Genomic DNA, 22042 nt, shown 5'->3' on the forward strand with positions numbered 1-22042 from the left:
GATGGGATCGAATGTCGGTTGACCGCCTGACCGCCTGCTATGGGATCGCTTAGGCTTCGTTCCTATATTTGTTGCGGATTTCCTTAAATCGGGACCGATCTGAGGATAAAATCGTGCAGCAAATTTGAGGATAGCGCGCCGGTTCGCACAGGCCGTGAAGCGTGATATCGAGGCAATCGTGAATGCGGTGCTCAGGCGATCATGCCGGTGTACCGTGGGTCAGTCTCCGGGGCAGGCAGCTTATGTTTCTTTCCGTCTTCGACGTGTTCAAGATCGGTATCGGGCCTTCGAGCTCGCATACGATGGGGCCGATGTCGGCCGCAAACCGCTTTCTCGATCTCATTCTTTCCGATGACTGGCCGCGCCCGTCCCATGCGGCCGTTGCCGCGATCAAGGTCAGTCTGCACGGGTCGCTCGCCCATACCGGCATCGGCCATGGCACGGGCAGGGCGGTGATCCTTGGTCTCGTCGGCGAACGCCCCGATCTGGTCGATCCTGATCGCATGGATACCCTGATCGACGAGGTCGAGCGCAGCGGTCGCATAACGCCGCCGGGACATCCGTCCTACGAATTCCAGCCGAAGACGGATCTGGTCTTCGACAAGAAGGTGCCGCTGCCCGGCCATGCCAACGGCATGTCCTTCTCCGCGCTCGACCGCGACGGCCGGCTCTTGTTGAAGCGGATCTATTATTCGATCGGCGGCGGCTTCGTCGTGACCGACACGGAACTGGAGGCAATGCGTGCCTCGAAGAACAAGGCGGCAGGCGTCAAGGTGCCTTTCCCGTTCTCCTCGGCGCAGGAGATGCTGGACATGGCAGCCCGCTCCGGCATGACGATCGCTCAGATGAAGCGGGCCAATGAAGAAGCGACCATGTCGCCGGATGAGCTGAATGCCGGGCTCGACCGCATCTGGGGTGCGATGAGCAACTGTATCGACCGCGGCCTCAGCCAGGAGGGCATCATGCCCGGCGGCCTGAAGGTCCGCCGTCGTGCACGCTCAATCCACGACAAGCTGCAGGAAGAGTGGCGCTCAAACAAGACCAACCCGCTGCTCGCCAACGACTGGCTGAGCGTCTATGCCATGGCGGTCAATGAAGAGAATGCTGCCGGTGGCCGCGTCGTCACGTCGCCGACCAACGGTGCGGCGGGCGTCGTTCCCGCCACCATCCGCTATTACATGCATTTCCATGACGACGCCGATCAGGAAGGCATCCGCGACTATCTGCTGACGGCCGCCGCGATCGGTGGCATCATCAAGCACAACGCCTCGATTTCAGGCGCCGAGGTTGGCTGTCAGGGCGAAGTCGGCTCCGCGTCCGCCATGGCCGCCGCCGGCCTTGCCGCCGTCATGGGCGGTACGCCCGAGCAGATCGAAAATGCCGCAGAGATTGCACTCGAGCACCACCTCGGTATGACCTGTGATCCGGTCGCCGGCCTGGTTCAGGTGCCGTGCATCGAGCGCAACGCGCTGGGTGCGGTCAAGGCCGTGACTGCGGCGTCGCTGGCGCTGAAGGGCGACGGCAAGCACTTCGTGCCGCTCGATGCCTGCATCGAGACGATGCGCCAAACCGGCGTCGACATGAACGAGAAGTACAAGGAAACATCGACCGGCGGTCTCGCGGTCAACGTCGTCGAATGTTGAACCGTCACGGTGATTGTGGATGAACAGCGACTGGCCGCTTGACCGCAGCGGCCAGACGGGTGTTCAAAAAAGCCATGTCTCTGCATCTCATAAAGCTCTGCGTCGGAGCGGAATCGATCGAGGACCTGCGCGAATGGGTTTCGCGCAAGGCGATGGCCGCCATGGCCGCCGGCCTCGAACCCCATTCCTTCCACACGACCCGTATGGTGCCCAAGCGCGTGGAGGAACTGCTCAACGGCGGTTCGCTCTACTGGGTGATCAAGGGGACCGTGCAGGCGCGGCAGCCCCTGATCGGTATCGAAACCTTCACGGATGGCGAGGGTATCGGCCGCTGCAATCTGCTGCTTGGCCCCGAAGTGGTCGAGACGGAACTGCAGCCGCGGCGCGCTTTCCAGGGCTGGCGCTATCTCACCGACAAGGATGCACCGCGCGACCTGGCGTCGCTTTCCGGTGGCGGCGCCGAGATGCCGCTCGAACTGCGCCGCGAGCTGGCGGAACTCGGCCTTCTCTGATCTTCGATATGGATGCGGCCCATCGTGGGTCTTGTTGCGAGGCTGGCGCGCGCCCCGCTGCGGCGACATGACAACAGAAAAAAGGCGGCACAGGCCGCCTTTTGCAATTTCACGAACGTTCAAGTGATCCGCATCTTCAGGGGATGACGCCGGTTCGGCCCCGTCACGTGAAGATGAATGCCGGCCCGCGGCTGCGTCGATCGCCAGGCGCGCGCTCCGTGCGTCAGCAGCATCCCCACCAGATCGCGCGTCTTCGCCTTCGATCGGTTGAGCCCGAGATCGGCAATGCGCATGGCCGCCTCGTGCAGGGGATGCAGGTTGATGCGCGACGGCTTGGCGCGCCGTCCCGGCAGCGGGGTGACACCCGGAACGTTTTCGTTCATCGCCATGATTAACCTCGTTACGCTGTACAAATCCGAGGAAGGCGGCCGGAAAACAAACACATCCGGCCGCCAAAACTTTTTACCTTACTGCTGGCTTGCCCAGCAGGAAATGCCTTTCTTCTTCAATGCCTTGCAGGCGTTGACGGCTGCATCCTGGTCGTCGAAGCCGCCGAAACGGGCGCGGTAGACCTGGCCGAAGGCCACGGTGAAGGGTGTTGCGTTGCGCAGCGCCTTGCCGCCCTTGTCCTTGGCATTGCCAAGAAGGGTCATGGCCTGATCCTTGTCCGGCGTCGCGCCGATCTGGATTACCCAGCCTTGCGGCTGAGCCGGCATCGGTTCGGCCTTTGCAACCTCGACCGGCTCTGCCTTGGCAGCGGCGTCGGCCTTCTTCGGAACGGAGTTGGTAATCTGGGCGTCGACCATGCCGGCAGCAACAGGCTGGCGGAGCTTCAGGCTCTGTGCGTTGAGGGTGTTGGGAACGATCTTCGGAGAAAGAACGGGGTTGTCCGACGCGCGCTTGTTGCCGGCATAGGCCATCTGCACGCTGCTGGCGCTTTCGCCGTTGTAGCGGATGCCAGGAACCGGGCCGGTGTTGGGCAGATCGTGGCCGGTTGAAGCGGCCGCGACGACGGGCGTTTCGGCAACGGGAGCCGCCGCTGCAACCTGGGTTTCTTCGGCCGGAACGGGAGTAGGCTTGGTCTCGGCAATCAGATTGCCGTCGCCACGCCGCGATGCGGACGGCATGTACTTGGCGACGAGCCGGCGCATCTGCGCATCTCGGCTGGCGCCGGAGGTGCCGCCCATGACGACGGCGACGATGCTGCGACCTTCGAGCTGAGCCGAGGTCACGAGATTGAAGCCCGATGCGCGGGTGTAACCGGTCTTGATGCCATCCACGCCGCGAACATTGCCGAGCAGGCGGTTGTGATTGCCGATCGTCTGCTTGCCGAACTGGAAGCTGCGGGTGGAGAAGTAATCGTAATATTGCGGAAAATGCTGGCGTAGCGCGAGGCCGAGACGCGCCTGGTCACGCGCAGTCGTGCGCTGTTCCGGGTTCGGCAGACCGTTCGCATTGCGATAGGTCGTGCGCGTCATGCCGAGCGCTCGGGCCTTGTTCGTCATCATGCGGGCAAAGCGCGGCTCCGAACCGCCGAGATATTCACCCAACGCCGTAGACGCATCGTTGGCCGAGCGGGTGACGAGAGAGAGGATAGCCTGTTCGACGGTGATCGACTGTCCGGCGCGCACACCAAGCTTCGATGGCGGCTCGGCGGAAGCGTTTTTCGAGAAGGGGATGGGGGTGGACTTGGTGATCCGGCCGGCTTCGAGCGCTTCAAAGGTCAGATAGAGCGTCATCATCTTGGTGAGAGACGCAGGATAGCGCAGTTCGTCGGCGTCCTCGCCGTAGAGAATCTTGCCGGTCTTGGCATCGACGACGATGCCAGAATATTTCGGATTGGCGTAATTCGAGGCTGCGAAGGCCGGTGCTGCAAAGGCGGCCGATGCAATGGCGCCTGCAAGGACGACCCGTCCTACCATCTTTGAAAGAGCACCGAACGGGCGCTTCGCGAGATCAAGAAAACCGGATTGGGACACTACGCTACTCTTTATTCTCATGTCATGGGGTTGTCCGGACGCCGCCTCCGGGAACGACCGTTCTCGAGACAGTATCGGCATAGCGTTACCAATCGGTTTATGATGAATGATTGGTTTCCGGAATCGAACGCAATTGTACTAGGGCGATGCCGGTGTAGCGCAATGGCGCGGCGGGCTGCCTGCACCACACCAGTTGGACGAAATCAGGGCACGAGACGGTTTTTGACGAAGGTCGCGATCGCTTGGTCGATTTCGCGCCATTTCGGCAGCAGTTTTTTGGAGAATCGGTAGAGCACGACGAGATCCTTTCCGGCGTGGATGTCACGCTGGCAATCGGCGCTGGTCGAGATCGCTTTTGGGTCGGACTTGAGGCAGCGCACGACATAGGGTGCCGGAGTGGTCGTCTCGGCGGTAAGGAACACTTCGCCCGCATAGCTGGACGTCGCCTTGACGGCGTGCTCCGTCAGGCCGGCCGGACCGGCCGTGGGCGCGCCGTCAAAGACCTGGGAATAGATCGGCTCCAGCCGCCCGGACATGTCGCGCGACATCGTGCTTTGGGAAATCTGCAGGAAAACGAGGCTTTCGGGTGCGTCGACATTGTTGAAGAGCGCCCGGCTCTGGTCGCTATAACCTTCGAGGCCCGGCCAGGTCAGGTAGAGATCGACGCGCTCGACGATCGAGGTGGCGCGCTGAGCCTCGAAACGGATCATGTTGGCCGGCAGGCGCAAATGATCCTGGCCGATGAAGATGTCGAAAAGCTCGTTGCTGGCGGTGTGGCCGGCCAGGGCGAGATTTTCGCCGAACCAGCGCCCCGCCAAGGAGATGGCGGCGGTCAAAGCCGCGAGCACGACGACAGCTGCCGTCACCCGGTAAACGAAGCCGGTCGACAGTAGTGGCCGGAGCTCCGGCTCGTGAATGTCGTTTGAAGATCTGCTCATCGTTGGGCCGTCCCGTCGCGCTGGCCGGACCCCGGCGGTCCGTTGTTCGGCTCACGCATTCCTGCGCATCGTAGAATGGACGATGTCGCTTGTCCGACGCTGGTCGAGCATGGTTAATTTTCGATGAATTCCTCTTCAGGCTGAGGGATGGGTGTGTTTCTGGCAAAAAAACGGCCGGTTCCGAGGGACACGGAACCGGCCGAGGCTCGGTCAGGACGGGGATAGTATGACCGGAGCCCTGTAATGGTGGAGGCCGCTGCGAAAGGCGCGCCGCCTCCGATGTCTTTTATGCTTACTGCGTCCGTACACTTCCGACGGCCACCGTGCGGCCATCCTGGAGCTTGACCCAGCGACCGGAGTGATCGGTCGATTGGCGCTTGAGATAGGTGTATTCGGTGTCCGACCACAGCAGCACCTTGTTGCGCATGTTGTCGAGAATGAAATCTCCGCGGTCGGTGCGCACGGTCAGGACGGCATGGCCGTCACCATTTGGCTGCAGAACGACGGTGATCAAGAGATCCGACGGGGAGAAGCCGTTCTCGATCAGCTTGCGGCGCTTCAGCAGGACATAATCTTCGCAATCACCAACCGTGTCCGGATAGGACCACTTCTCCTCGACGCCATGGATTTCCATGTCGGTCATCGGGGTGATCGCCTGATTGACGTCGTAGTTGACCTCGAGAATCTTCTGCCAGCTTTCGCGCGTCAGCACCATCGGGCCGCGGTCCTTGCCGTTTGAGGTGCACTCCGATGGATAGATCTTGCAGAACTCGTAGTGACCGATCGGCGGGTTGGTTGCGCCGGTGACGACCATGTTGGCCGGAAGCGCCAGCGCCGTTTCGATCAGGCCGCCGGTGAAAAGGATCGCAACCGCGATCATCTTGGTGATTGTCTTGAGCATGATTGTCTCCCCGTTGTGGTTCGACAATGGCACAGACGTTTTTATCGCTCGCGAACTTACGAACTAAAAACAAGTACAAATGAAAGTCGTATAAGAATAAAACAAGAATATAATTTGATTTATATTTAAATCGAATTTGACTCAAATTTTATCGATTGTGACGCGGAGTGATCTGCCATTCTTGTTTTGTTGACCATGTAAATAATTGTAATCATTAAGTCTATGTCGGTCTACGGGTCGACAGGTGCGGCGGCTGCGGAAAAATCGCAGTCGAAAAACGTGGCCCGCGGGGTGGATATGGTCGATCTTGTCGGTACTTTTCGACTTGGAATATGCGTCTTGCCTTGAATTTGTTCGAAAAAATATTTGCAATCGTCGGGGCGCGCGGTCGGATCGAGATGTTCCGAAATGAGGCAGTCGCGGTGCGCGACGGCGATGTCGACCTGCCCGCCGGTGCCGGCGGCGCCGTCGACAGGTCCAGTTTAAAAGCCGAAGCTGGGTTTGCGCGGTGAGATGGGGCCAGTGATGGGCTGGCATGTCATTGCGTGTGCAGGGGGAGCGGCAGTCACGCGCAAGAAGTGGCGCGGCGCCTCAGAAGGTGGCGCGCGTTTGGGTTGGCAACGCAACGATCGGGTTGGGTGTAGGGCAGGCGAGGCGGCGCGGGCGCGCCCTCAGAGGAAATCCGTCAGCGCTTCGCGCGACTGCACGCCCGAGAATTCGATGGCGCAGCCTTCCTGGAAATGGCGCACGATCTTGCCTTTCATGTTGCCGAGCAGGACCGGGGTGCCGATCGGCGGGCGGTTCTCGATATCGACTGCAGCCCCGGAGAGCGAGAGGTCGATGATGCGACAAGGGAATTTCTCGCCGGTGTCGAGCGTCAGTTCTGTTGACGTCTTGCGCGGCGCAAGGCGGTCATGGCGCCGGTCTTCCGGCAGGCCGAGTTCATGTTTGTTGGCGATCCAGGTAAGCTGCGCAGCCAGCTTCTCGCGCTTGCGCTCGGTGGCGTTGAGCTGGATCACGAAGGCATCGTCGGCAATACGCGACACCGTTCCTTCGAGCCGACCGACGTGGTCGACATAGGCGATGATGCGCTCGCCCGCCCGCGGCCGTGCCGGGCAGGAAAACAGCACGTCGCCCGGTGACATGTCGACGGCGGTGCAATCAAATTCGTCGTGATTGGCGAGCATCAGCCGTCCAGCAAGGTTCACTGAAACGCGCTGAAATGCACCTTCGTGATGCGGCTTCGGCGCGGTATTCTGAGCGTGCTGGAACGAGAACATGGTGACTCTGCATGACGTATTTTGGCAGGCAGAGTTTAGAACGTTCGGGTTAATAGAATGTTCGTCCTGCGGTTGGTCCGTGTGGCCAACTCGGGACAGCCGTGGCGATCATGCGCGCCGTCCGCCCTCCAGAATGCGAAGATGTCTGACACGACGGGACTCTCCCAAAAGCCCTTTGCCAGTGCCGGATTCCGTGCGCGCGGAGACGTATTCCACCGGCGGTTCTTCGCGAAACACGGCGGTGCGATCGGGGTCGAGGATTTTCATGCCAGTGACGTCGAGGCCCTCCACGGATGTTGCATGCAACCAGTACGGGCGAGAAAGCGGCGAGAGCGCGCCAAGGATTCGGTCGCTTGCACCCTCGGTTGAGGCAAGCGGCAACAGCAGCATTTCGACCTCGACCTCGCGCCCATCGGCGGTGCGTCCCTTGGCGGATAGCATCACCGGCACCCGATGCGTCATCACCTGCCCGGCGACGCGCTGTGTCTTGGCTGCCTGCGCGTTCAGCCAGAGCATGCCGAATTGCCGCCCGCGCAGCTCAAGGCCGAAGAGTGCGCAGACATGGGTCCCTGCAAGCCGAAACGAGATACCGTTGCGATCATGCTCGAGAATGAACAGGTTGGGCAATAGTGCACGAATGTCCCCCGGCTCGAGTTCGTCCCGACGGGGGAGGTCTCGCTTGCCGCGAATGGTGTTCCAGTATCGGAAAAGCTCCGTGGTCGTCTCGCTGCGCATCTTGCGTTCATTCCATTTCTGCGGCCCGCCTGTGCCGGTCTGGCACATGTTTGGCCGATCATTGCGGTCTTGAGATCAACGGAGCGAAAAGCGTGCCAGCTCGAAATTAAGGTTAACGAATGGTTTCGATTGCACTCGAGCGCTGCGACTGGCACTGAGAGACATGACTTCACGAAGCGTTGGCTTCGGCACTTGAACTGGAGCTCGGATCTGAGCTTGGCGACCGTTCAGTTTTTACTGGACGGTCTTTTTTTGTTTGCTTATGGCTGGTCGCCCCAGTCCGGTCCGAATCCCGCGATGTCATGCCATCGCCTTGATCGAATGCGATCGAACGGACCAATCGATGGAGAAAGCAGCAACTATGGAACGAGATCAGACGGCAACGCCACCGGAGACGGACCGGGACAGCGCCGCCAATCCGTCACGTGAGCCTGCCTTCAATCTGCCGGCCGGGCTTACCGGCATTCTTTTGTTTCTGATCGCCATACATGCCTTGCGCACCTATGTTCTGCCGCCGGCGATCGATCAGGAGATCATCTTCAACTTCGCCTTTTTGCCTGCACGTTACGATCATCCCCTGGCCGAGCAGGGGCTCGCCTGGCTCTGGAGCCCCATCACCTATTCGTTCCTGCATGGCAGCTGGGAGCACCTGATCTTCAATATCTTCTGGATGGTCGCGTTCGGTGCGCCGGTCGTACGCCGCATTGGCATGGGACGTCTGGCCGTGTTCTGGGGCCTCTCGGCTGCGGCCGCAGTCGCGCTGCACACGGCATTTCACTGGGGCGAGATGATCGTCGTCGTCGGTGCCTCGGGCGTCGTTTCCGGTTTCATGGGTGCGGCGGCTCGCTTCGTCTTTTCGCCAAGCGGGCGAATAAGCCGGCAATTTGCCCATCTCAACCGGCGGCTGCCGATCAGTGAGGCGCTGGCAAATCGCTCTGTTGTGATATTCGCCGGGATCTGGTTCCTCACCAACTTTCTGATCGGGCTCGGCATGTTCACGCCAGGGGGGGCGGGCAGTATCGCCTGGGAAGCGCATATCGGCGGTTTCCTGTTCGGCTTCCTTCTCTTCGGCCTTTTCGACCCTCGCGACTGACGACGATCGAAAGATCGGCGGACGGCGCCGGTGAGCGCTTGATTTCCCCATGGCGCTGGCGCACCATTTGATACGGTCGCCGATTGTCGAAAGACTAGGCGGCCCGTGAAGGCCGGGTATAGAGAGCCCGTCCGCGTCTGAGGAGCACGCGGTCAGGCGATCATAAGCGGCCAGGGTACAGGTTCCATCGCCCGACCGTACCGCACGAGAGACGGCTGGACCTTCCCCTGCCGACCCGGTGTTGTCGCAACGGGAGATGTGCGCATGTCAGTAAAAGCAATACTCGATGAAAAGGGTCGCAACGTCGTAACGGTCGGCCCGCAGATGACAGTCCAGCAGGCTGCCATTCTCTTGCGTGACAATCATATCGGTGCGGTCATCATCGTCGATGCGGACGATCAGATCGCAGGCATCCTCACCGAGCGCGACATCGTCGCAGCGATCGCCAAGCAGGGAGCGACCTGCCTCGAAAGGTCGGTCGCGGCCGTCATGTGGCAGAATGTCTACTGTTGCACCGAGGAAATGTCCGTCCAGTCCCTGATGGAAATGATGAGCAAGCTCAGGGCCCGCCACCTGCCGGTCGAGAAAAATGGCCAGCTCGCCGGCATCGTATCTATCGGCGACGTGATCAAGCACCACATCCGCGCGATCGAGCACGAGACCGAGCAGATCAAGGCCTATATCGCCGGCTAAATGGGAGAAGGCGGCCTGCGCCGCCCTCCAATCCACCGCGGGTACTTTGCCCTGTTCGTGCGTAACGATCGGGCGGCAAGGTTCTTGTAGCGCGGCCCGATTGCGGTTCGCGACGCATTCCCCCGCTGTGGGACAATGACGCTGCGCGCAATCGCTGCACGGATAAGCCGCAGAAAATCGATGGAAGATCGCTCGTTAGCGCACGAGGGCGTCCTGCATCCGGCGGATCTCCACGAGCTTGGCCTTTGCTTCGTGGTAGCCCCGGTCGATCGCCTCACCTGCACGATGAAACTCCGATAGGCCGATATCGTTGAGCTTGGGATGCAATGCCAGGTCCGGAGGGTCGCCGGCAAGACGAGCACGGGAAATACGGTCCTGGATGATGTTGAAGGCCTGGACCATCACGCCGGTCATGCCGAGTCGGGAGTGAAGGGTTGTTTCCTTTTCCTGCGCCGGGGCATCCGGCGTTTCCATGCCGGCGCTGTGCTTGACGACTGCGGAGCGGCCATAGAGATCGTAGTTGAGGTTGACGGCGACGACGAGCTGCTGTTCGTGAGCGCGGCAGACGGAGACCGGGACCGGATTGACGAGCGCGCCGTCTATGAGCGTGCGTCCGTTCGCCTTGATAGGCTCGAAGATGCCGGGCAAGGCATAGGAGGCGCGGATCGCGGTGATGAGCGATCCTTTTTCGAGCCAAACCTCGTGCCCGCTATGCACTTCGGTCGCAACGGCAATGAACGGCCGGTCGAGGGTTTCAATGCTGAGCCCCTGCAGATGCTCCTGCATGCGCTTGGTCAGCCGCAGTCCGCCAAAGAGACCGCCGCCGCCGATGGCGAAGTCGAGCAGTCCTGCGATCCGCCGAACGGTGAGAGAACGGGCGAAGGTCTCCAGTTCGTCGAGCTTGCCGGCAAGATAGCAGCCACCGACGAGCGCGCCGATAGACGTGCCCGCAATCATGCCGACTTCGATGCCTTCTTCATCGAGCGCTCGTAGCACGCCGATATGGGCCCAGCCTCGGGCGGCGCCGCCCCCAAGGGCGATCGCGATCTTCGGTTTTTGCGGAAGTGCCGCCGGTTCTGGCGGTGTTGTCGAAATCGATGCCCCGTCCGGGCCGGAGAGATCGGTAATCTGGTTGCTACGCGTAAAAGTCCAGTTCAACATCCGGCACCTCCAACACCGCCGAATACTCCGCAGCGCGACACGTCGATAAAGATGTGCGAAGGTCGCTGTGGTAATTCACTACTGACTTAACTTCCAGAGATCGGATCCGATCCTGAAGAAACGCTATTTCCCGCGCGCGTCCTGGGGAGGCTCCGCCAAGCCGGCGCTGGTGCCGGCCTTGTCCTGATTCATCGCTGAAAGACTGGCACCGTTTTCTAGGTATATCACCGATCCCGTCGCCGATTGCGGCAGGACCGATAAACATTGGATACAGTTTGCAATACAGTTGGAAACGTTGCCGTTTCCTCGTCTCGCCGCATCCTTGCTCAAGGATTAGGCGCCAGCTTGGTTTCCAAAAGATAAATATAGCATGTAGCCGCGCCAAAAAGGTGCGCGATGCTTAATTTTTATCATAGATTTCGGCGGGGTCGAAGTGTCGGTGGTCGTCGGTGATCGCGACCACGGCCTTGCCGCTCCCGACGCCGACCGTGCGGTAGAAGCAGGACCGGCGGCCCGTGTGGCAGGTGGCGTCGTGACCGGCGACAGACACTTTCAACCAGATTGCATCCTGGTCGCAATCGGTACGGATCTCCCTGACCGTTTGCAGGTTGCCGGAGCTTTCGCCCTTCTTCCACAGGCTCTTGCGCGAACGGCTGTAATAGTGGGCGATACCCGTCTCGATCGTCAAGGCCAGGGCCTCGGCGTTCATATGGGCGACCATGAGGAGCTCACCGTCCCGCGCATCGGTGACGACGGCGGTGATCAACCCCTTCTCGTCGAAGCGCGGGGTGAAGGCCGGACCTGTTTCCAGTTCGGCCTTGTTGGAGGAGGGAGCGTCGAAGGTGAGCGTCATGGAAAGGCTCCGTCAGTCGGAGCCTTACTTGAAGCCCCTGATCATGGTCATGAACCGCGCCTGTTCGGCCGGTTCTGTCTGGAACGTACCCGTAAATGTGGTGGTCAGCGTTGTCGAGCCTTGCTTCTGCACGCCACGCATCGCCATGCACATATGCTCGGCTTCGATCATCACCGCGACGCCGCGCGGGGCGAGCGATTCGTCGATCGCCTTCGCGATCTGAGCCGTCATCGATTCCTGCGTCTGCAGCCGGCGGCCGTAGATGTCGACCACGCGGGCAATCTTCGACAGGCCGAGCACACGGCCATTCGGCAGGTAGGCGACATGCGCCTTACCGATGATCGGCACCATGTGATGCTCGCAATGCGAATAGAACGGGATGTCCTTGACGAGCACCATGTCATCGTAGCCGGCCACTTCCTCGAAGGTCCGGCCGAGCACGTCTTCGGCGGCGAGATCGTAGCCGCTGAAAAGTTCGCGATAGGATTTGGCAACGCGCGCTGGCGTGTCCAGGAGCCCTTCGCGTTCCGGGTCTTCACCGGCCCAGCGCAGGAGGACCCGCACGGCTTCCTCGGCCTCCTTCTGGGTCGGGCGGCCGCTCGCATCGTCGAGCACGGGAAAATTCTTCACTATGGCATCCATAATGGCCTCTTTGAGCAATACGGGATTGCTTGACGTTTTATCTTTCGGACAACTCGCCACTGGCCATTCGCCTAACCCTGCAGGCTTGGGTTCCGTTGGCGGGCTCCGGGGCTTTCCGGTCCTGGCTTAGCAGTGCACTGGACCTTCCGGCACGGTTTCCCAAACAACAGGCGACATTGTTCCTCTTGCGGAACTGTCGCCCCAACACGACATAGCATATAGTATGGTGCCACAGAGATGAAAGAGGCGGAGCGTGTCGCGTCGTGCTTTTTTCCTGCCTACCGGAGAAAATCATGCGTCGATCATTCAAAACCGCGAAAAATCAGTCGGATCGCGTCAAATGATGGATGACATCTACAATAGCCGTATTCTCGAATTTGCCGGCAATATTCCGCGCATCGGAACAATTGCCGACGCCGACGCGGACGCGACCGCGCATTCGAAGCTCTGCGGTTCGAAGGTGCACATCTGGCTGAAGATGGACGGAGACGTGGTCACCGACTTTGCCCATGAGGTGAAGGCCTGCGCGCTTGGCCAGGCCTCGTCCTCGATCATGGCGCGCCATGTCGTCGGCGCCGGCGCGGAAGAAATCCGCCAGGCGCGCGCGGACATGTTGGCCATGCTGAAGGCAGACGGCGAGGGGCCGTCCGGGCGCTTCGAGGACATGCGCTTCTTGCGCCCGGTGAAGGACTACAAGGCGCGCCACGCGTCGACGATGCTGACCTTTGATGCAGTCGTCGATGCCATCGAGCAGATCGAGGCCAAGCGACTGCTCGCGGCCGTCTGACATGTGCGGCGAACCGAATTGTCGGCATTCGCCGGATAACGCTGCGAAGCTGGCTGTGCGTGGCCGAAACTGGGATGGTCCGTTTCGCAAGACGCCGGGGCGGCTGATCGGGATGGCCCTGATCCGTGTCTATCAGCTCACGCTTTCGAGTTTCATCGGCAACTCGTGCCGGCACCTGCCGACCTGCTCGGAATACGGCTACGAGGCCATTGCCCGCCATGGTTTCTGGGCAGGAGGCTGGATGACGCTGTTTCGCGTGGCGCGCTGTGGCCCGGGCGGGACGCACGGCTTTGATCCGGTGCCGGAGCGGCTTGAGCCAGGCCTTGTATGGTACACGCCGTGGCGCTACTGGCGACTGCGGCCGAATGTTGGACAATAGCCATGCCCATGCCGATGGAATACCGCCAGGCCTCCGCGGATTTCGATCGCTTCATCCTCGATGCCCGTGATCTTGCCGGGCTGCAGACGACGAACCAGGCCTACACGATGGTGCAGGCGGTGCTGCAGACGTTTCGGCGGCGGCTGGAACTGGAGGATGCCATCCTGTTTGCAGATGTCTTGCCGCCGGTGCTGCGCGCCATCTTCGTTGCCGAGTGGGACCTCGAAGAGCCGAAGAGCCCGTTTTCGGGTCGCGTTGCTCTGACCCGCGAGGTGCAGGCGCTCCGACCTGATCACAATGTCTCGCCCGACAGCGCCATCGCCGATGTGGCTGCCGCCTTGCGTCGCAACGTCGACGAGGCAAAGCTTGACCGGGTTCTGGCCCGGTTGCCTGCGGGCGCCGCGGATTTCTGGCGCGCGTGAACGGGAGAAGAGATGAACAGTTACGTTGCCTTGCTCTACAGCATTGTTCTTGGTGCCGGGCGGCGCGTCGTGATGGCCGATCTCAGAGGGATGGCCGAGGGCCTCGGCTATCGTTCGCCGCGAACCCTCGTTGCGACAGGCAATCTCGTGTTCGAGGCCGGACAGTCAGCGACCCGCGACCTCGAGCCGCCGCTTGAGAAGGCCTTTGTCGAAACATTCGGTCGGCATGTCGATATCATTGTCCGCTCCGATGCCGGTTGGCTGAAGCTTGCATCATCCAATCCTTTTCACGACGAAGGCGAAGAGGATGCAACGCGCGTTCATGTCCGCGTAATGCGCGAACCGCTGACGGAAACGGCACTCGAAGGACTTCGGCGCTACTGTGTCGCTGGCGAGCGTCTGGCAATCGTCGATGGCGATCTCTGGGTGCATTTCAGCGGCAAGGCCAGCGAATCGAAACTGCTGGGTGCGATGACGACCAAGCGTTTGGGCATTGGGACGTTTCGCAATTGGAACACCGTGAAGGGGCTCGCCGAGATGCTGCGCGGCTAGGTTCTGTCGCAGCCTTCGCCTTTACTCACTTTCGAAAACCCTTTATCAGGCTACGGCGTGTTTCCCCGGGGCGCCTGCGGCTCGGGGCAGAACATGCAGCAATCCAAAGCACTACAGCGACCTATGCGCGTCTGACGGATGCGACGCTGTATCGTCAATTCACCGGTCGTTTCCGGTCAACCATACCACCCGCATTCGTTGGCGGGACTGGATAGGAGATCATGATGTCGAATCCTGTTTCCCTTACATTTCCTGATGGCTCTGTGCGCGAATATCCGTTCGGCACGACCGGCCGTGACGTGGCAGAATCGATTTCGAAGTCGCTCGCCAAGAAGGCCGTAGCGATTACACTCGACGACGAGCTGCGCGACCTGTCCGATCCGGTGACCAATGGCCGCCTTGAGATCGTCGTGCGCGACGACAAGCGTTCGCTCGAGCTCATCCGCCACGATGCCGCGCACGTGATGGCGGAGGCCGTGCAGGAACTGTGGCCGGGAACGCAGGTGACCATCGGCCCGGTCATCGACAATGGCTTCTACTACGACTTCGCCCGCAACGAGCCTTTCACGCCGGATGATCTGCCGCTGATCGAAAAGCGGATGAAGGAGATCATTGCCCGCAACAAGCCCTTCACCAAGGAAGTCTGGTCGCGCGAAAGGGCCCGTCAGGTCTTCGCCGACAAGGGCGAGGCCTACAAGGTCGAGCTCGTTGACGCGATCCCCGAGGGGCAGGATCTCAAGATCTACTACCAGGGCGACTGGTTCGATCTCTGCCGTGGCCCGCATATGGCCTCCACTGGCCAGATCGGCACCGCCTTCAAGCTGATGAAGGTGGCCGGCGCCTACTGGCGCGGCGACAGCAACAACGCGATGCTGACCCGCATCTATGGTACCGCCTGGCACACCCAGGAAGAGCTCGACCAGTACCTGCACGTGCTCGCCGAAGCCGAGAAGCGCGACCATCGTCGTCTCGGCCGCGAAATGGACCTGTTCCATTTCCAGGAAGAGGGTCCGGGCGTTGTCTTCTGGCATGGCAAGGGTTGGCGTATGTTCCAGACGCTGGTTGCCTATATGCGCCGGCGCCTCGCCAACACCTATCAGGAAGTCAACGCGCCGCAAGTGCTCGACAAGTCGCTCTGGGAAACCTCGGGCCACTGGGGCTGGTACCGCGACAACATGTTCAAGGTGACGGTTGCCGGCGATGAGACCGACGACGAACGCGTCTTCGCGCTGAAGCCGATGAACTGCCCGGGTCATATCCAGATCTTCAAGCACGGCCTGAAGTCCTATCGCGAACTTCCGGTTCGCCTTGCCGAGTTTGGTAACGTTCATCGCTATGAGCCATCGGGTGCGCTGCACGGCCTGATGCGCGTGCGCGGCTTTACCCAGGACGATGCCCACGTCTTCTGCACGGACGAGCAGATGGCGGCGGAATGCCTGCGCATCAACGATCTCATCCTGTCGGTCTACGAAGATTTCGGGTTTAACGAAGTGGTGGTCAAGCTCTCCACCCGTCCGGAAAAGCGCGTCGGTTCCGATGAACTCTGGGATCGCGCCGAAAGCGTGATGATGGACGTGCTGAAGACGATCGAGGCGCAGTCGGAAGGCCGCATCAAGACCGGCATCCTGCCGGGCGAGGGCGCTTTCTACGGCCCGAAGTTCGAATACACGCTGAAGGACGCGATCGGTCGCGAATGGCAGTGCGGCACGACGCAGGTCGACTTCAACCTGCCGGAGCGCTTCGGTGCCTTCTACATCGACAAGGAATCGGAAAAGCGCCAGCCTGTGATGATCCATCGCGCCATCTGCGGCTCGATGGAGCGCTTCCTCGGCATCCTGATCGAGAACTTCGCCGGCCACATGCCGCTCTGGGTATCGCCGCTGCAGGTGGTGGTCGCGACGATCACGTCTGAAGCGGACGACTACGGTCGCGAGGTTGCCGAGCTTCTGCGCGACGCCGGCCTCACCGTCGAGACCGACTTCCGCAACGAGAAGATCAACTACAAGGTCCGCGAACATTCGGTGACGAAGGTTCCGGTCATTGTCGTCTGCGGCAAGCGCGAAGCCGAGGAGCGTTCGGTCAACATCCGCCGTCTCGGGTCTCAGGCCCAGACCGCGATGTCGCTCGACGAGGCGATCGCCTCGCTTGCCTTGGAAGCGATGGCACCGGATCTCAAGCGCAGGGCTGAAAAGAAAGCCCGGGTTTAAAACCCCGGGTACTTGCTTTGTCAGCAAACTGTCATATTAGCGGAATATCCGGATAAGATTATATCCAGCGGAGATGTCCGTGCAGTTCAAAGAGCTGTCCTACGCCAACGAAAACGACCGGCGCCTGAAGCGCTGGTTCATTCGCTCCATCGAAGGCCTGTCGGGCCGCAACCGCTACGCAAAGCTTTACACGCGCTGGCGGTCCGACATTGTCGGCAAGAGCGATCGCGTCTTCGGCGAGATGTTGCAGCTCATCGATGTGAAGCTGCGAACTCAGGGCGAGTGGCCGCCGCGGCACTTGCCCGACACGCCGATCGTCATCATCGCCAATCACCCCTTCGGCATCGGCGACGGCATCGCCGTTTTGGCGCTCGCCGAACAACTGGGCCGCCCGTTTCGCGTGCTCATCAACAACGAATTGCTGAAGGTGCCGGAAATGGCGCCCTATTCCCTGCCGGTATCGTTCGAGGAGACGAAGGAGGCGCTGGCCGTCAACATGGCGACGCGCCACGAGGCGTTACGCCTGCTGAAGGAAGGCGTGACGATCGTTATCTTTCCCGCCGGCGGCGTCGCGACCGCGCCGAAAGGTTTCGGTCGCGCCGAGGACCTGCCGTGGAAGATCTTTCCGGCGAAACTGATCCAGGCCGCACGGGCGAGCGTGATCCCGGTCTATTTCGAAGGGCAGAACGGGCCCTTTTTCCATCTGGCGAGCAAGATTTCGCTGACGCTGCGATTGTCGCTGCTGATCCGCGAGTTTCGCCGTCTGTCCGGTACGACGATCGCAGCGCGTATTGGTCGCGTGCTGACGCCGGAGGACCTCGGCGCCTGTGGCGATCGCAAGGATTTGCTGGCCCGTATCTACGACGCCGTCTTCTCTATGGCACCGCCGCGTCGGCGATTCCTGAAACGAACCGGTTGACGTCGCGTCAGTTTCTTGACGTCGAGCAAGGCATCAGTCAGCCGCGTCGGAGATCGCACCCGGGTTGGAATTGGCGTCGTTGCCGCCGCTGCTGAGCAGCACTTCCACGTCCGTGTTAACGCCGGCCTTCACCGTGAAGTCGCGTTCGTAGATTTTGTCCTTGTAGCGCGCGACGGCGGAATAGCTGCCTTCCAGCAGAACCAGCGTCGGGAAGGCGCCGTTTTCTTCGTCCACCGTGTCGCCCGCGGAAGTCAGGATCGTCCATGCGGTGTTGGCAATCGCCTCGCCGCCGGGCTCGGAGACCAGCTTGAGCGTCAGCTTGGCGGCCCGGTGCTGGATCGTCGCTTCCGTCAACTTCCCGGCCTCGACCTGGATGTCGGCGGCCGTCGAGGCGTTGGTGGCACCGTAGCTCGAGGTCACGTGATAGGTTCCGGCGCCAAGCCGGATTACGGTGTTCGGCTTCACGTCCGACATGATGAGCGCCCGTTCGCCGTCGCTCTTGGTGTCGGCAGAATAGACGGAGAAGCTGAGTTCGGCCGGCGGTATGCGCACATCGCTGCCGGAGACGGCATTGAGCTTGATTCCGCCTGCATCCAGGACCAGAATCTGCTTTTCGAGCGTGCCTTCCTGGGGCACGCGGATCTTGCGTGTCGCGGAGGCGCGTCCGAAGGAAACATTGACGAAGTAATCACCCGGCACGACGTTGAACGCCGTCGACCCACCTTCCGACGTTGCAAGAAGTGGCAGCTTGCCGTCGCTTCCGGGGATCGGGCTGAACACGCGCCAGGTCAGGCCAGCCTCGACAGGGGCGCCTTTCTCGGTGAGCAATGCCTCGAGCTTGACATCCTTCAAGGTTCCGTCGGCAATCGGATCTGACGTCATCGGGCTGAAGCCGGTCAGCTTCGGCATCTTGCGAGGGCCGGCGATCGACGGAAAACTCTCGAAGGCCTGGGTCGCATCCTCAGCGAGCACGCTTCCTGCAGCAGCGCCGGCGATAAGGATCGCGAGCCCGGTTCTGAGGAAAATACGAGAGCATGCACGCATGAGAGCAGTTGACTTCCTGACTGAGTGACTCCACTTGGGACGCCGATATGGCATTTTCGTGGCTGCCGATGCTGCGGCAAATTAGTGGAATTCATCCGACATGAAAACCGAAATTAAGCTTGTTGATTATCTCGCGTCCCGTCGCTCGATCCCCGCGTTCCAGATGGGCGAACCTGGCCCCAGCAGGGCCGAGGTTGAGGAGATGCTGAAGCTCGCCTCTCGTGTTCCGGACCACGGCAAGCTCGCACCCTGGCGCTTTATCGTCTACCGCGGCGAGGAGAGGGCGCGCATCAGCGCCGAGCTGAAGACGATGGCGCTGGCAGCGAAGCCCGATCTCTCGGAAGAAATGATCAAGGTCGAGGAAACGCGGCTGACACGGGCACCAGTCGTGGTCGCCGTGGTCAGCACGGCCGCGCCGCATTTCAAGATTCCGGAATGGGAGCAATTGATGTCTGCCGGTGCCGTATGCCTCAACCTGCTGATGGCAGCAAACGCGCTTGGCTACGCCTCCAACTGGCTGACCGAATGGTTCGCCTTCGACGAGCGCGCCTATCCTTTGTTGGGCGTCAATCCGGGTGAGAAGCTGGCCGGTTTCATTCACATCGGCACTGCGATGGTGCCGCCGACGGAACGACCGCGGCCGGAGCTCGCCGAAATCGTCACCTGGGTTGGCGAGGGCGCCTGATGTTTTACGATACGGCCTCGAACCGTCACGGCTTGCCGCATGACCCCTTCAAGGCCATCGTTTCGCCGCGGCCGATCGGTTGGATCGGCACGCGCGGGGGCGACGGTTCGCACAACCTCGCGCCCTATTCTTTCTTCAACGCCATCAGCGATCGGCCGAAACTCGTGATGTTCTCATCGAGTGGCTACAAGGATTCGGTCCGCAACATCGAAGCGACGGGCGAGTTCACGGCGAGCTTCGCCAGCCGCAGTCTCGCCGAGGCCGTGAACAAGACGTCCATTCCCGCGCCGCACGGCGAGAGCGAATTCGAGATCGCCGGGCTCACGCCGGTCGATGGCACCTTGGTGAAGGCGCCTTTCGTCGGTGAGGCTTTTGCAGCACTCGAATGCCGAATGACGGAGATGTTTCAACCAAAGAGCCTGGATGGTGCAGTGTCCGACAACTACGTGGTCATCGGCCAGGTCGTCGGCATTCATATCCGCGAAGAAGCAATCCGTGACGGCCGCTTCGACATGGCGACGGTCAAGCCGCTCGCCCGCCTCGGCTACATGGACTATTGCGACGGCGGCGATGTCTTTCAGATGATCCGCCCGACACGCTGAGACCAGCGGTGTTGGCCGCGTGATCGCTCACGCGGTCTTTACAATGGTTGCCTGTTCGATCGAGTTGCAGACCACCGAGGCAAAGCCGTTGTCTCGGCTCAGTGAGTGCGCCCACCGTGCCGCGGCTTCGTCGGTGGTGGCAGGCAGCATCTCATAGGCGGGCACACCGGCTTCGGACGCCCTCAGGACGACATACGCTCTCCCGGCAAGGATCGGTGCGGCGACGCGCTGATGGGGAGCACTGGTCGGCTCAAGGCAGCCGACGGACCTTGCCAGCGCCGCACCATTGAAGATCAGGGCCCCCAGACGGGGCGACGAGCCTGTTAGCGGATGGGGCGATAAAAGGCCCTCCGGCGAGCCGCCATATTCCGCATGGATCCTGACGCGGTTGGGCGCAATGCCGCTGGCTGCTTCCGCAACCCGCAACATCACATCGAGCTGTTGTATGTCGGCGCGCCCGCGGCATCCGGAAAGCACGATGCCGTCGACATCGCTGTCGAGCAGCAAATTCAACGCCTCTTCGTCCAGCAGTCCCAGCGGTTCGACGCGCGCAAGAAGCGTAAAGCTGCGGCCTGCCAAACGGGCCATGCTGCGCAATACCTCGGTGTCGCAACCGATATCCATGATGACACCGGCGAACGCGTTGAATGCGCCGACATCCACAGCCGAAGCCGCACTATTGATGATCAACAGCGGCTTCATGGTTTGGGAGCGGTTAACAGACATGGTGAACCAATCTTAAACCTTTGCCGGCTAGGGTTTGAACATCGGTGGCATTGGCGTGGTCTAGTGGGGCGTAGGTGATCATACAAGCATTTCTTCGCTGGGTGGAAACGGCAAGAACGAGTGAACGCACCCGCGCCGCCAGTGCGCTCGGTCGCGCCTATGTCGATGCGCAATTGAACGGGCTGGATCGCCGCGCCGCCGAGATGGCGATGACATTCCTGCTCGACGATCCGTCGCCCAAAGTTCGACGCGCGCTCGCTGACGCGCTTTGCGGCTGCTCTTCCGTTCCACGCGCCATCATTCTCGGCCTTGCCGAGGACCAGCCTGAAATTGCCTATGTCGTCATTTCCCGCTCGCCGGTCTTGACCGACGAGGATCTGGTCGATCTCGCGGCAAGAGGCACGCTCGAGACGCGCGCGCTGATCGCGGCGCGTAGCTTCGTCTCCCGTGCCGTGTGCGCCGCAATCGCTGAAATCGGCGGTGAGGTAGAGGTCCTGATCCTCCTGGAAAACACCGGCGCCAACTTGTCGCGCCGGTCCCTGAAGCGCATTGCCGAGCGTCTTGGCTGTTCGGCGGCTATCCGCGATCTGCTGCTTGCGCGCCCCGACCTGCCAAGCGATGCCCGTCACGCGCTGGTGGAAGAAGTCGGCGCGGCCTTGGCTGCCTTCGGCCTGGTGCAGATGGCGATCGGCCAAGCCCGGGTCCAGCGGATCACGCGAGAAGCCTGCGACATCGCTGCCGTCGGCATGGCCGGCACGCTGGCGGTGGAGGAATTGCCTGGCCTCGTGGCGCATCTGCGCGAGACCGGCCGCCTGACGCCTGCCTTCCTGCTCCACGCGCTCGTGACTGGCCGCGCGGAATTTTTCTCGGCGGCGATCGTCGATCTCTCCGGCGTTTGCGAGAAGCGCGTGCGTTCCATCCTGTCCGGCGGCCGCGTTCATTCGATCCGCGCTCTGTTCGAGAGCGCCGGCCTCGGTCACGACGTCAGCGAGACCTTCGCTACGGCCGTGCTTCTCTGGCGCCAGGACACTGCAGCTGGAAGCGACAATGCTGCTTCTGTCTCAACGGCGCTGCTTGCGCGGCTGCGGAACGAGCGACCGTCATCGGTCAATACCGCGATGATCGACCTGCTCGAACGCCTGGCATTTGCCGAGGAACGGCAGTCGGCCCGCAATTATGCGGAACTTGCGGCGCGGCAGGCCGCCTGACCGCAGCGACAGCCAATTCTGTGGCGCGACGTTTCCACCCCATTCTACTGGTGGCCCGATGGCTGCGGCCTGCCGCCAATG

The 22042-nt window shown here is 61.3% G+C and carries 25 protein-coding genes; 14 read left to right on the top strand and 11 right to left on the bottom strand.

Annotated elements, in window-relative coordinates; all coding sequences use genetic code 11:
- Positions 1–242 precede the first annotated feature (242 nt).
- Both PWG15_RS05910 and PWG15_RS05915 read left to right on the top strand, forming a co-directional pair.
- On the top strand, positions 243–1643 hold the full coding sequence (locus tag PWG15_RS05910) for an L-serine ammonia-lyase (protein WP_275023517.1): 1401 nt from the start codon (positions 243–245) through the stop codon (positions 1641–1643).
- 74 nt (positions 1644–1717) lie between these two features.
- Positions 1718–2155: a DUF1489 family protein gene (locus tag PWG15_RS05915; protein ID WP_275023518.1), complete on the top strand. Its 438-nt coding sequence runs from the start codon at positions 1718–1720 to the stop codon at positions 2153–2155.
- A 119-nt stretch (positions 2156–2274) separates the two neighbouring features.
- Here the strand turns inward: PWG15_RS05915 and PWG15_RS05920 are convergent, their stop codons facing one another.
- From PWG15_RS05920 to PWG15_RS05935, 4 genes are all read right to left on the bottom strand, one after another.
- Complete coding sequence (locus PWG15_RS05920; RefSeq protein ID WP_058320548.1) at positions 2275–2544, bottom strand: hypothetical protein; 270 nt, start codon at positions 2542–2544, stop codon at positions 2275–2277.
- Positions 2545–2622: 78 nt separating this feature from the next.
- Positions 2623–4155, bottom strand: coding sequence for a D-alanyl-D-alanine carboxypeptidase (locus tag PWG15_RS05925; RefSeq protein ID WP_275023519.1), 1533 nt, complete (start codon positions 4153–4155; stop codon positions 2623–2625).
- Between the two features lie 182 nt (positions 4156–4337).
- Positions 4338–5072, bottom strand: a complete 735-nt coding sequence (locus PWG15_RS05930) for a hypothetical protein (protein ID WP_275023520.1) — start codon at positions 5070–5072, stop codon at positions 4338–4340.
- Positions 5073–5364: 292 nt separating this feature from the next.
- Positions 5365–5973 carry a transglutaminase-like cysteine peptidase gene (locus PWG15_RS05935; protein ID WP_275023521.1) on the bottom strand — a complete coding sequence of 203 codons (609 nt, stop codon included), beginning with the start codon at positions 5971–5973 and terminating at the stop codon, positions 5365–5367.
- Positions 5974–6305: 332 nt separating this feature from the next.
- Between PWG15_RS05935 and PWG15_RS05940 the strand changes: the two genes are divergently transcribed.
- A complete protein-coding gene (locus tag PWG15_RS05940) occupies positions 6306–6485 on the top strand; it encodes a hypothetical protein (protein WP_275023522.1) in 180 nt (59 codons plus the stop codon).
- A 159-nt stretch (positions 6486–6644) separates the two neighbouring features.
- On the opposite strand, the gene PWG15_RS05945 is transcribed toward PWG15_RS05940, so the two are convergent.
- Positions 6645–7253, bottom strand: a complete 609-nt coding sequence (locus PWG15_RS05945; RefSeq protein ID WP_275023523.1) for a PilZ domain-containing protein — start codon at positions 7251–7253, stop codon at positions 6645–6647.
- A gap of 108 nt (positions 7254–7361) precedes the next feature.
- Positions 7362–7988: a PAS domain-containing protein gene (locus PWG15_RS05950; RefSeq protein WP_275023524.1), complete on the bottom strand. Its 627-nt coding sequence runs from the start codon at positions 7986–7988 to the stop codon at positions 7362–7364.
- Between the two features lie 361 nt (positions 7989–8349).
- On the opposite strand from PWG15_RS05950, the gene PWG15_RS05955 reads away from it, so the two are divergent.
- Positions 8350–9081, top strand: coding sequence for a rhomboid family intramembrane serine protease (locus tag PWG15_RS05955; RefSeq protein WP_275023525.1), 732 nt, complete (start codon positions 8350–8352; stop codon positions 9079–9081).
- A 264-nt stretch (positions 9082–9345) separates the two neighbouring features.
- Entirely contained in the window at positions 9346–9774 is a 429-nt protein-coding gene (locus PWG15_RS05960; RefSeq protein WP_065376167.1) for a CBS domain-containing protein, read from the top strand.
- A 195-nt stretch (positions 9775–9969) separates the two neighbouring features.
- Here the strand turns inward: PWG15_RS05960 and PWG15_RS05965 are convergent, their stop codons facing one another.
- The 3 genes from PWG15_RS05965 to folE all read right to left on the bottom strand — a co-directional run bounded on the left by PWG15_RS05965 (position 9970) and on the right by folE (position 12430).
- Positions 9970–10935 (bottom strand): patatin-like phospholipase family protein, encoded by a 966-nt coding sequence (locus PWG15_RS05965; RefSeq protein WP_275023526.1) that lies wholly within the window; start codon positions 10933–10935, stop codon positions 9970–9972.
- Positions 10936–11335: 400 nt separating this feature from the next.
- On the bottom strand, positions 11336–11788 hold the full coding sequence (gene hisI, locus PWG15_RS05970; protein WP_275023527.1) for a phosphoribosyl-AMP cyclohydrolase: 453 nt from the start codon (positions 11786–11788) through the stop codon (positions 11336–11338).
- A 24-nt stretch (positions 11789–11812) separates the two neighbouring features.
- Positions 11813–12430 (bottom strand): GTP cyclohydrolase I FolE, encoded by a 618-nt coding sequence (gene folE / locus PWG15_RS05975; protein WP_275023528.1) that lies wholly within the window; start codon positions 12428–12430, stop codon positions 11813–11815.
- A 340-nt stretch (positions 12431–12770) separates the two neighbouring features.
- On the opposite strand from folE, the gene PWG15_RS05980 reads away from it, so the two are divergent.
- The 6 genes from PWG15_RS05980 (at position 12771) to PWG15_RS06005 (ending at position 17696) form a co-directional block, all read left to right on the top strand.
- Positions 12771–13217 (top strand): iron-sulfur cluster assembly scaffold protein, encoded by a 447-nt coding sequence (locus tag PWG15_RS05980; protein WP_275023529.1) that lies wholly within the window; start codon positions 12771–12773, stop codon positions 13215–13217.
- Position 13218: 1 nt separating this feature from the next.
- Positions 13219–13596, top strand: coding sequence for a membrane protein insertion efficiency factor YidD (gene yidD / locus PWG15_RS05985; protein ID WP_275023530.1), 378 nt, complete (start codon positions 13219–13221; stop codon positions 13594–13596).
- Positions 13597–13598: 2 nt separating this feature from the next.
- The gene (locus tag PWG15_RS05990; RefSeq protein ID WP_275023531.1) at positions 13599–14018 is read left to right on the top strand and encodes a DUF2267 domain-containing protein; all 420 of its coding nucleotides are present in this window, start codon (positions 13599–13601) and stop codon (positions 14016–14018) included.
- 12 nt (positions 14019–14030) lie between these two features.
- Entirely contained in the window at positions 14031–14570 is a 540-nt protein-coding gene (locus tag PWG15_RS05995) for a DUF1697 domain-containing protein (protein ID WP_275023532.1), read from the top strand.
- Between the two features lie 224 nt (positions 14571–14794).
- Complete coding sequence (gene thrS, locus PWG15_RS06000; protein ID WP_275023533.1) at positions 14795–16777, top strand: threonine--tRNA ligase; 1983 nt, start codon at positions 14795–14797, stop codon at positions 16775–16777.
- 79 nt (positions 16778–16856) lie between these two features.
- A complete protein-coding gene (locus tag PWG15_RS06005) occupies positions 16857–17696 on the top strand; it encodes a lysophospholipid acyltransferase family protein (protein ID WP_275023534.1) in 840 nt (279 codons plus the stop codon).
- A 33-nt stretch (positions 17697–17729) separates the two neighbouring features.
- Here the strand turns inward: PWG15_RS06005 and PWG15_RS06010 are convergent, their stop codons facing one another.
- Positions 17730–18740 carry an RgsD C-terminal domain-containing protein gene (locus PWG15_RS06010; protein ID WP_275023535.1) on the bottom strand — a complete coding sequence of 337 codons (1011 nt, stop codon included), beginning with the start codon at positions 18738–18740 and terminating at the stop codon, positions 17730–17732.
- Between the two features lie 100 nt (positions 18741–18840).
- Between PWG15_RS06010 and PWG15_RS06015 the strand changes: the two genes are divergently transcribed.
- Both PWG15_RS06015 and PWG15_RS06020 read left to right on the top strand, forming a co-directional pair.
- Positions 18841–19425: a nitroreductase family protein gene (locus tag PWG15_RS06015; protein WP_275023536.1), complete on the top strand. Its 585-nt coding sequence runs from the start codon at positions 18841–18843 to the stop codon at positions 19423–19425.
- Positions 19425–20027, top strand: coding sequence for a flavin reductase family protein (locus PWG15_RS06020; RefSeq protein ID WP_275023537.1), 603 nt, complete (start codon positions 19425–19427; stop codon positions 20025–20027). Before PWG15_RS06015 ends, PWG15_RS06020 begins: the two co-directional genes overlap by 1 nt.
- 27 nt (positions 20028–20054) lie before the next feature.
- Here the strand turns inward: PWG15_RS06020 and PWG15_RS06025 are convergent, their stop codons facing one another.
- Positions 20055–20729 (bottom strand): aldolase/citrate lyase/malate synthase family protein, encoded by a 675-nt coding sequence (locus PWG15_RS06025; RefSeq protein WP_275023538.1) that lies wholly within the window; start codon positions 20727–20729, stop codon positions 20055–20057.
- 98 nt (positions 20730–20827) lie between these two features.
- Here PWG15_RS06025 and PWG15_RS06030 point away from each other — a divergent pair, with 98 nt between their 5' ends.
- Positions 20828–21961: a DUF2336 domain-containing protein gene (locus tag PWG15_RS06030; protein ID WP_275023539.1), complete on the top strand. Its 1134-nt coding sequence runs from the start codon at positions 20828–20830 to the stop codon at positions 21959–21961.
- The last annotated feature ends 81 nt before the right edge of the window (positions 21962–22042 follow it).

This window comes from Ensifer adhaerens (assembly GCF_028993555.1).
GTDB lineage: Bacteria > Pseudomonadota > Alphaproteobacteria > Rhizobiales > Rhizobiaceae > Ensifer > Ensifer adhaerens_I.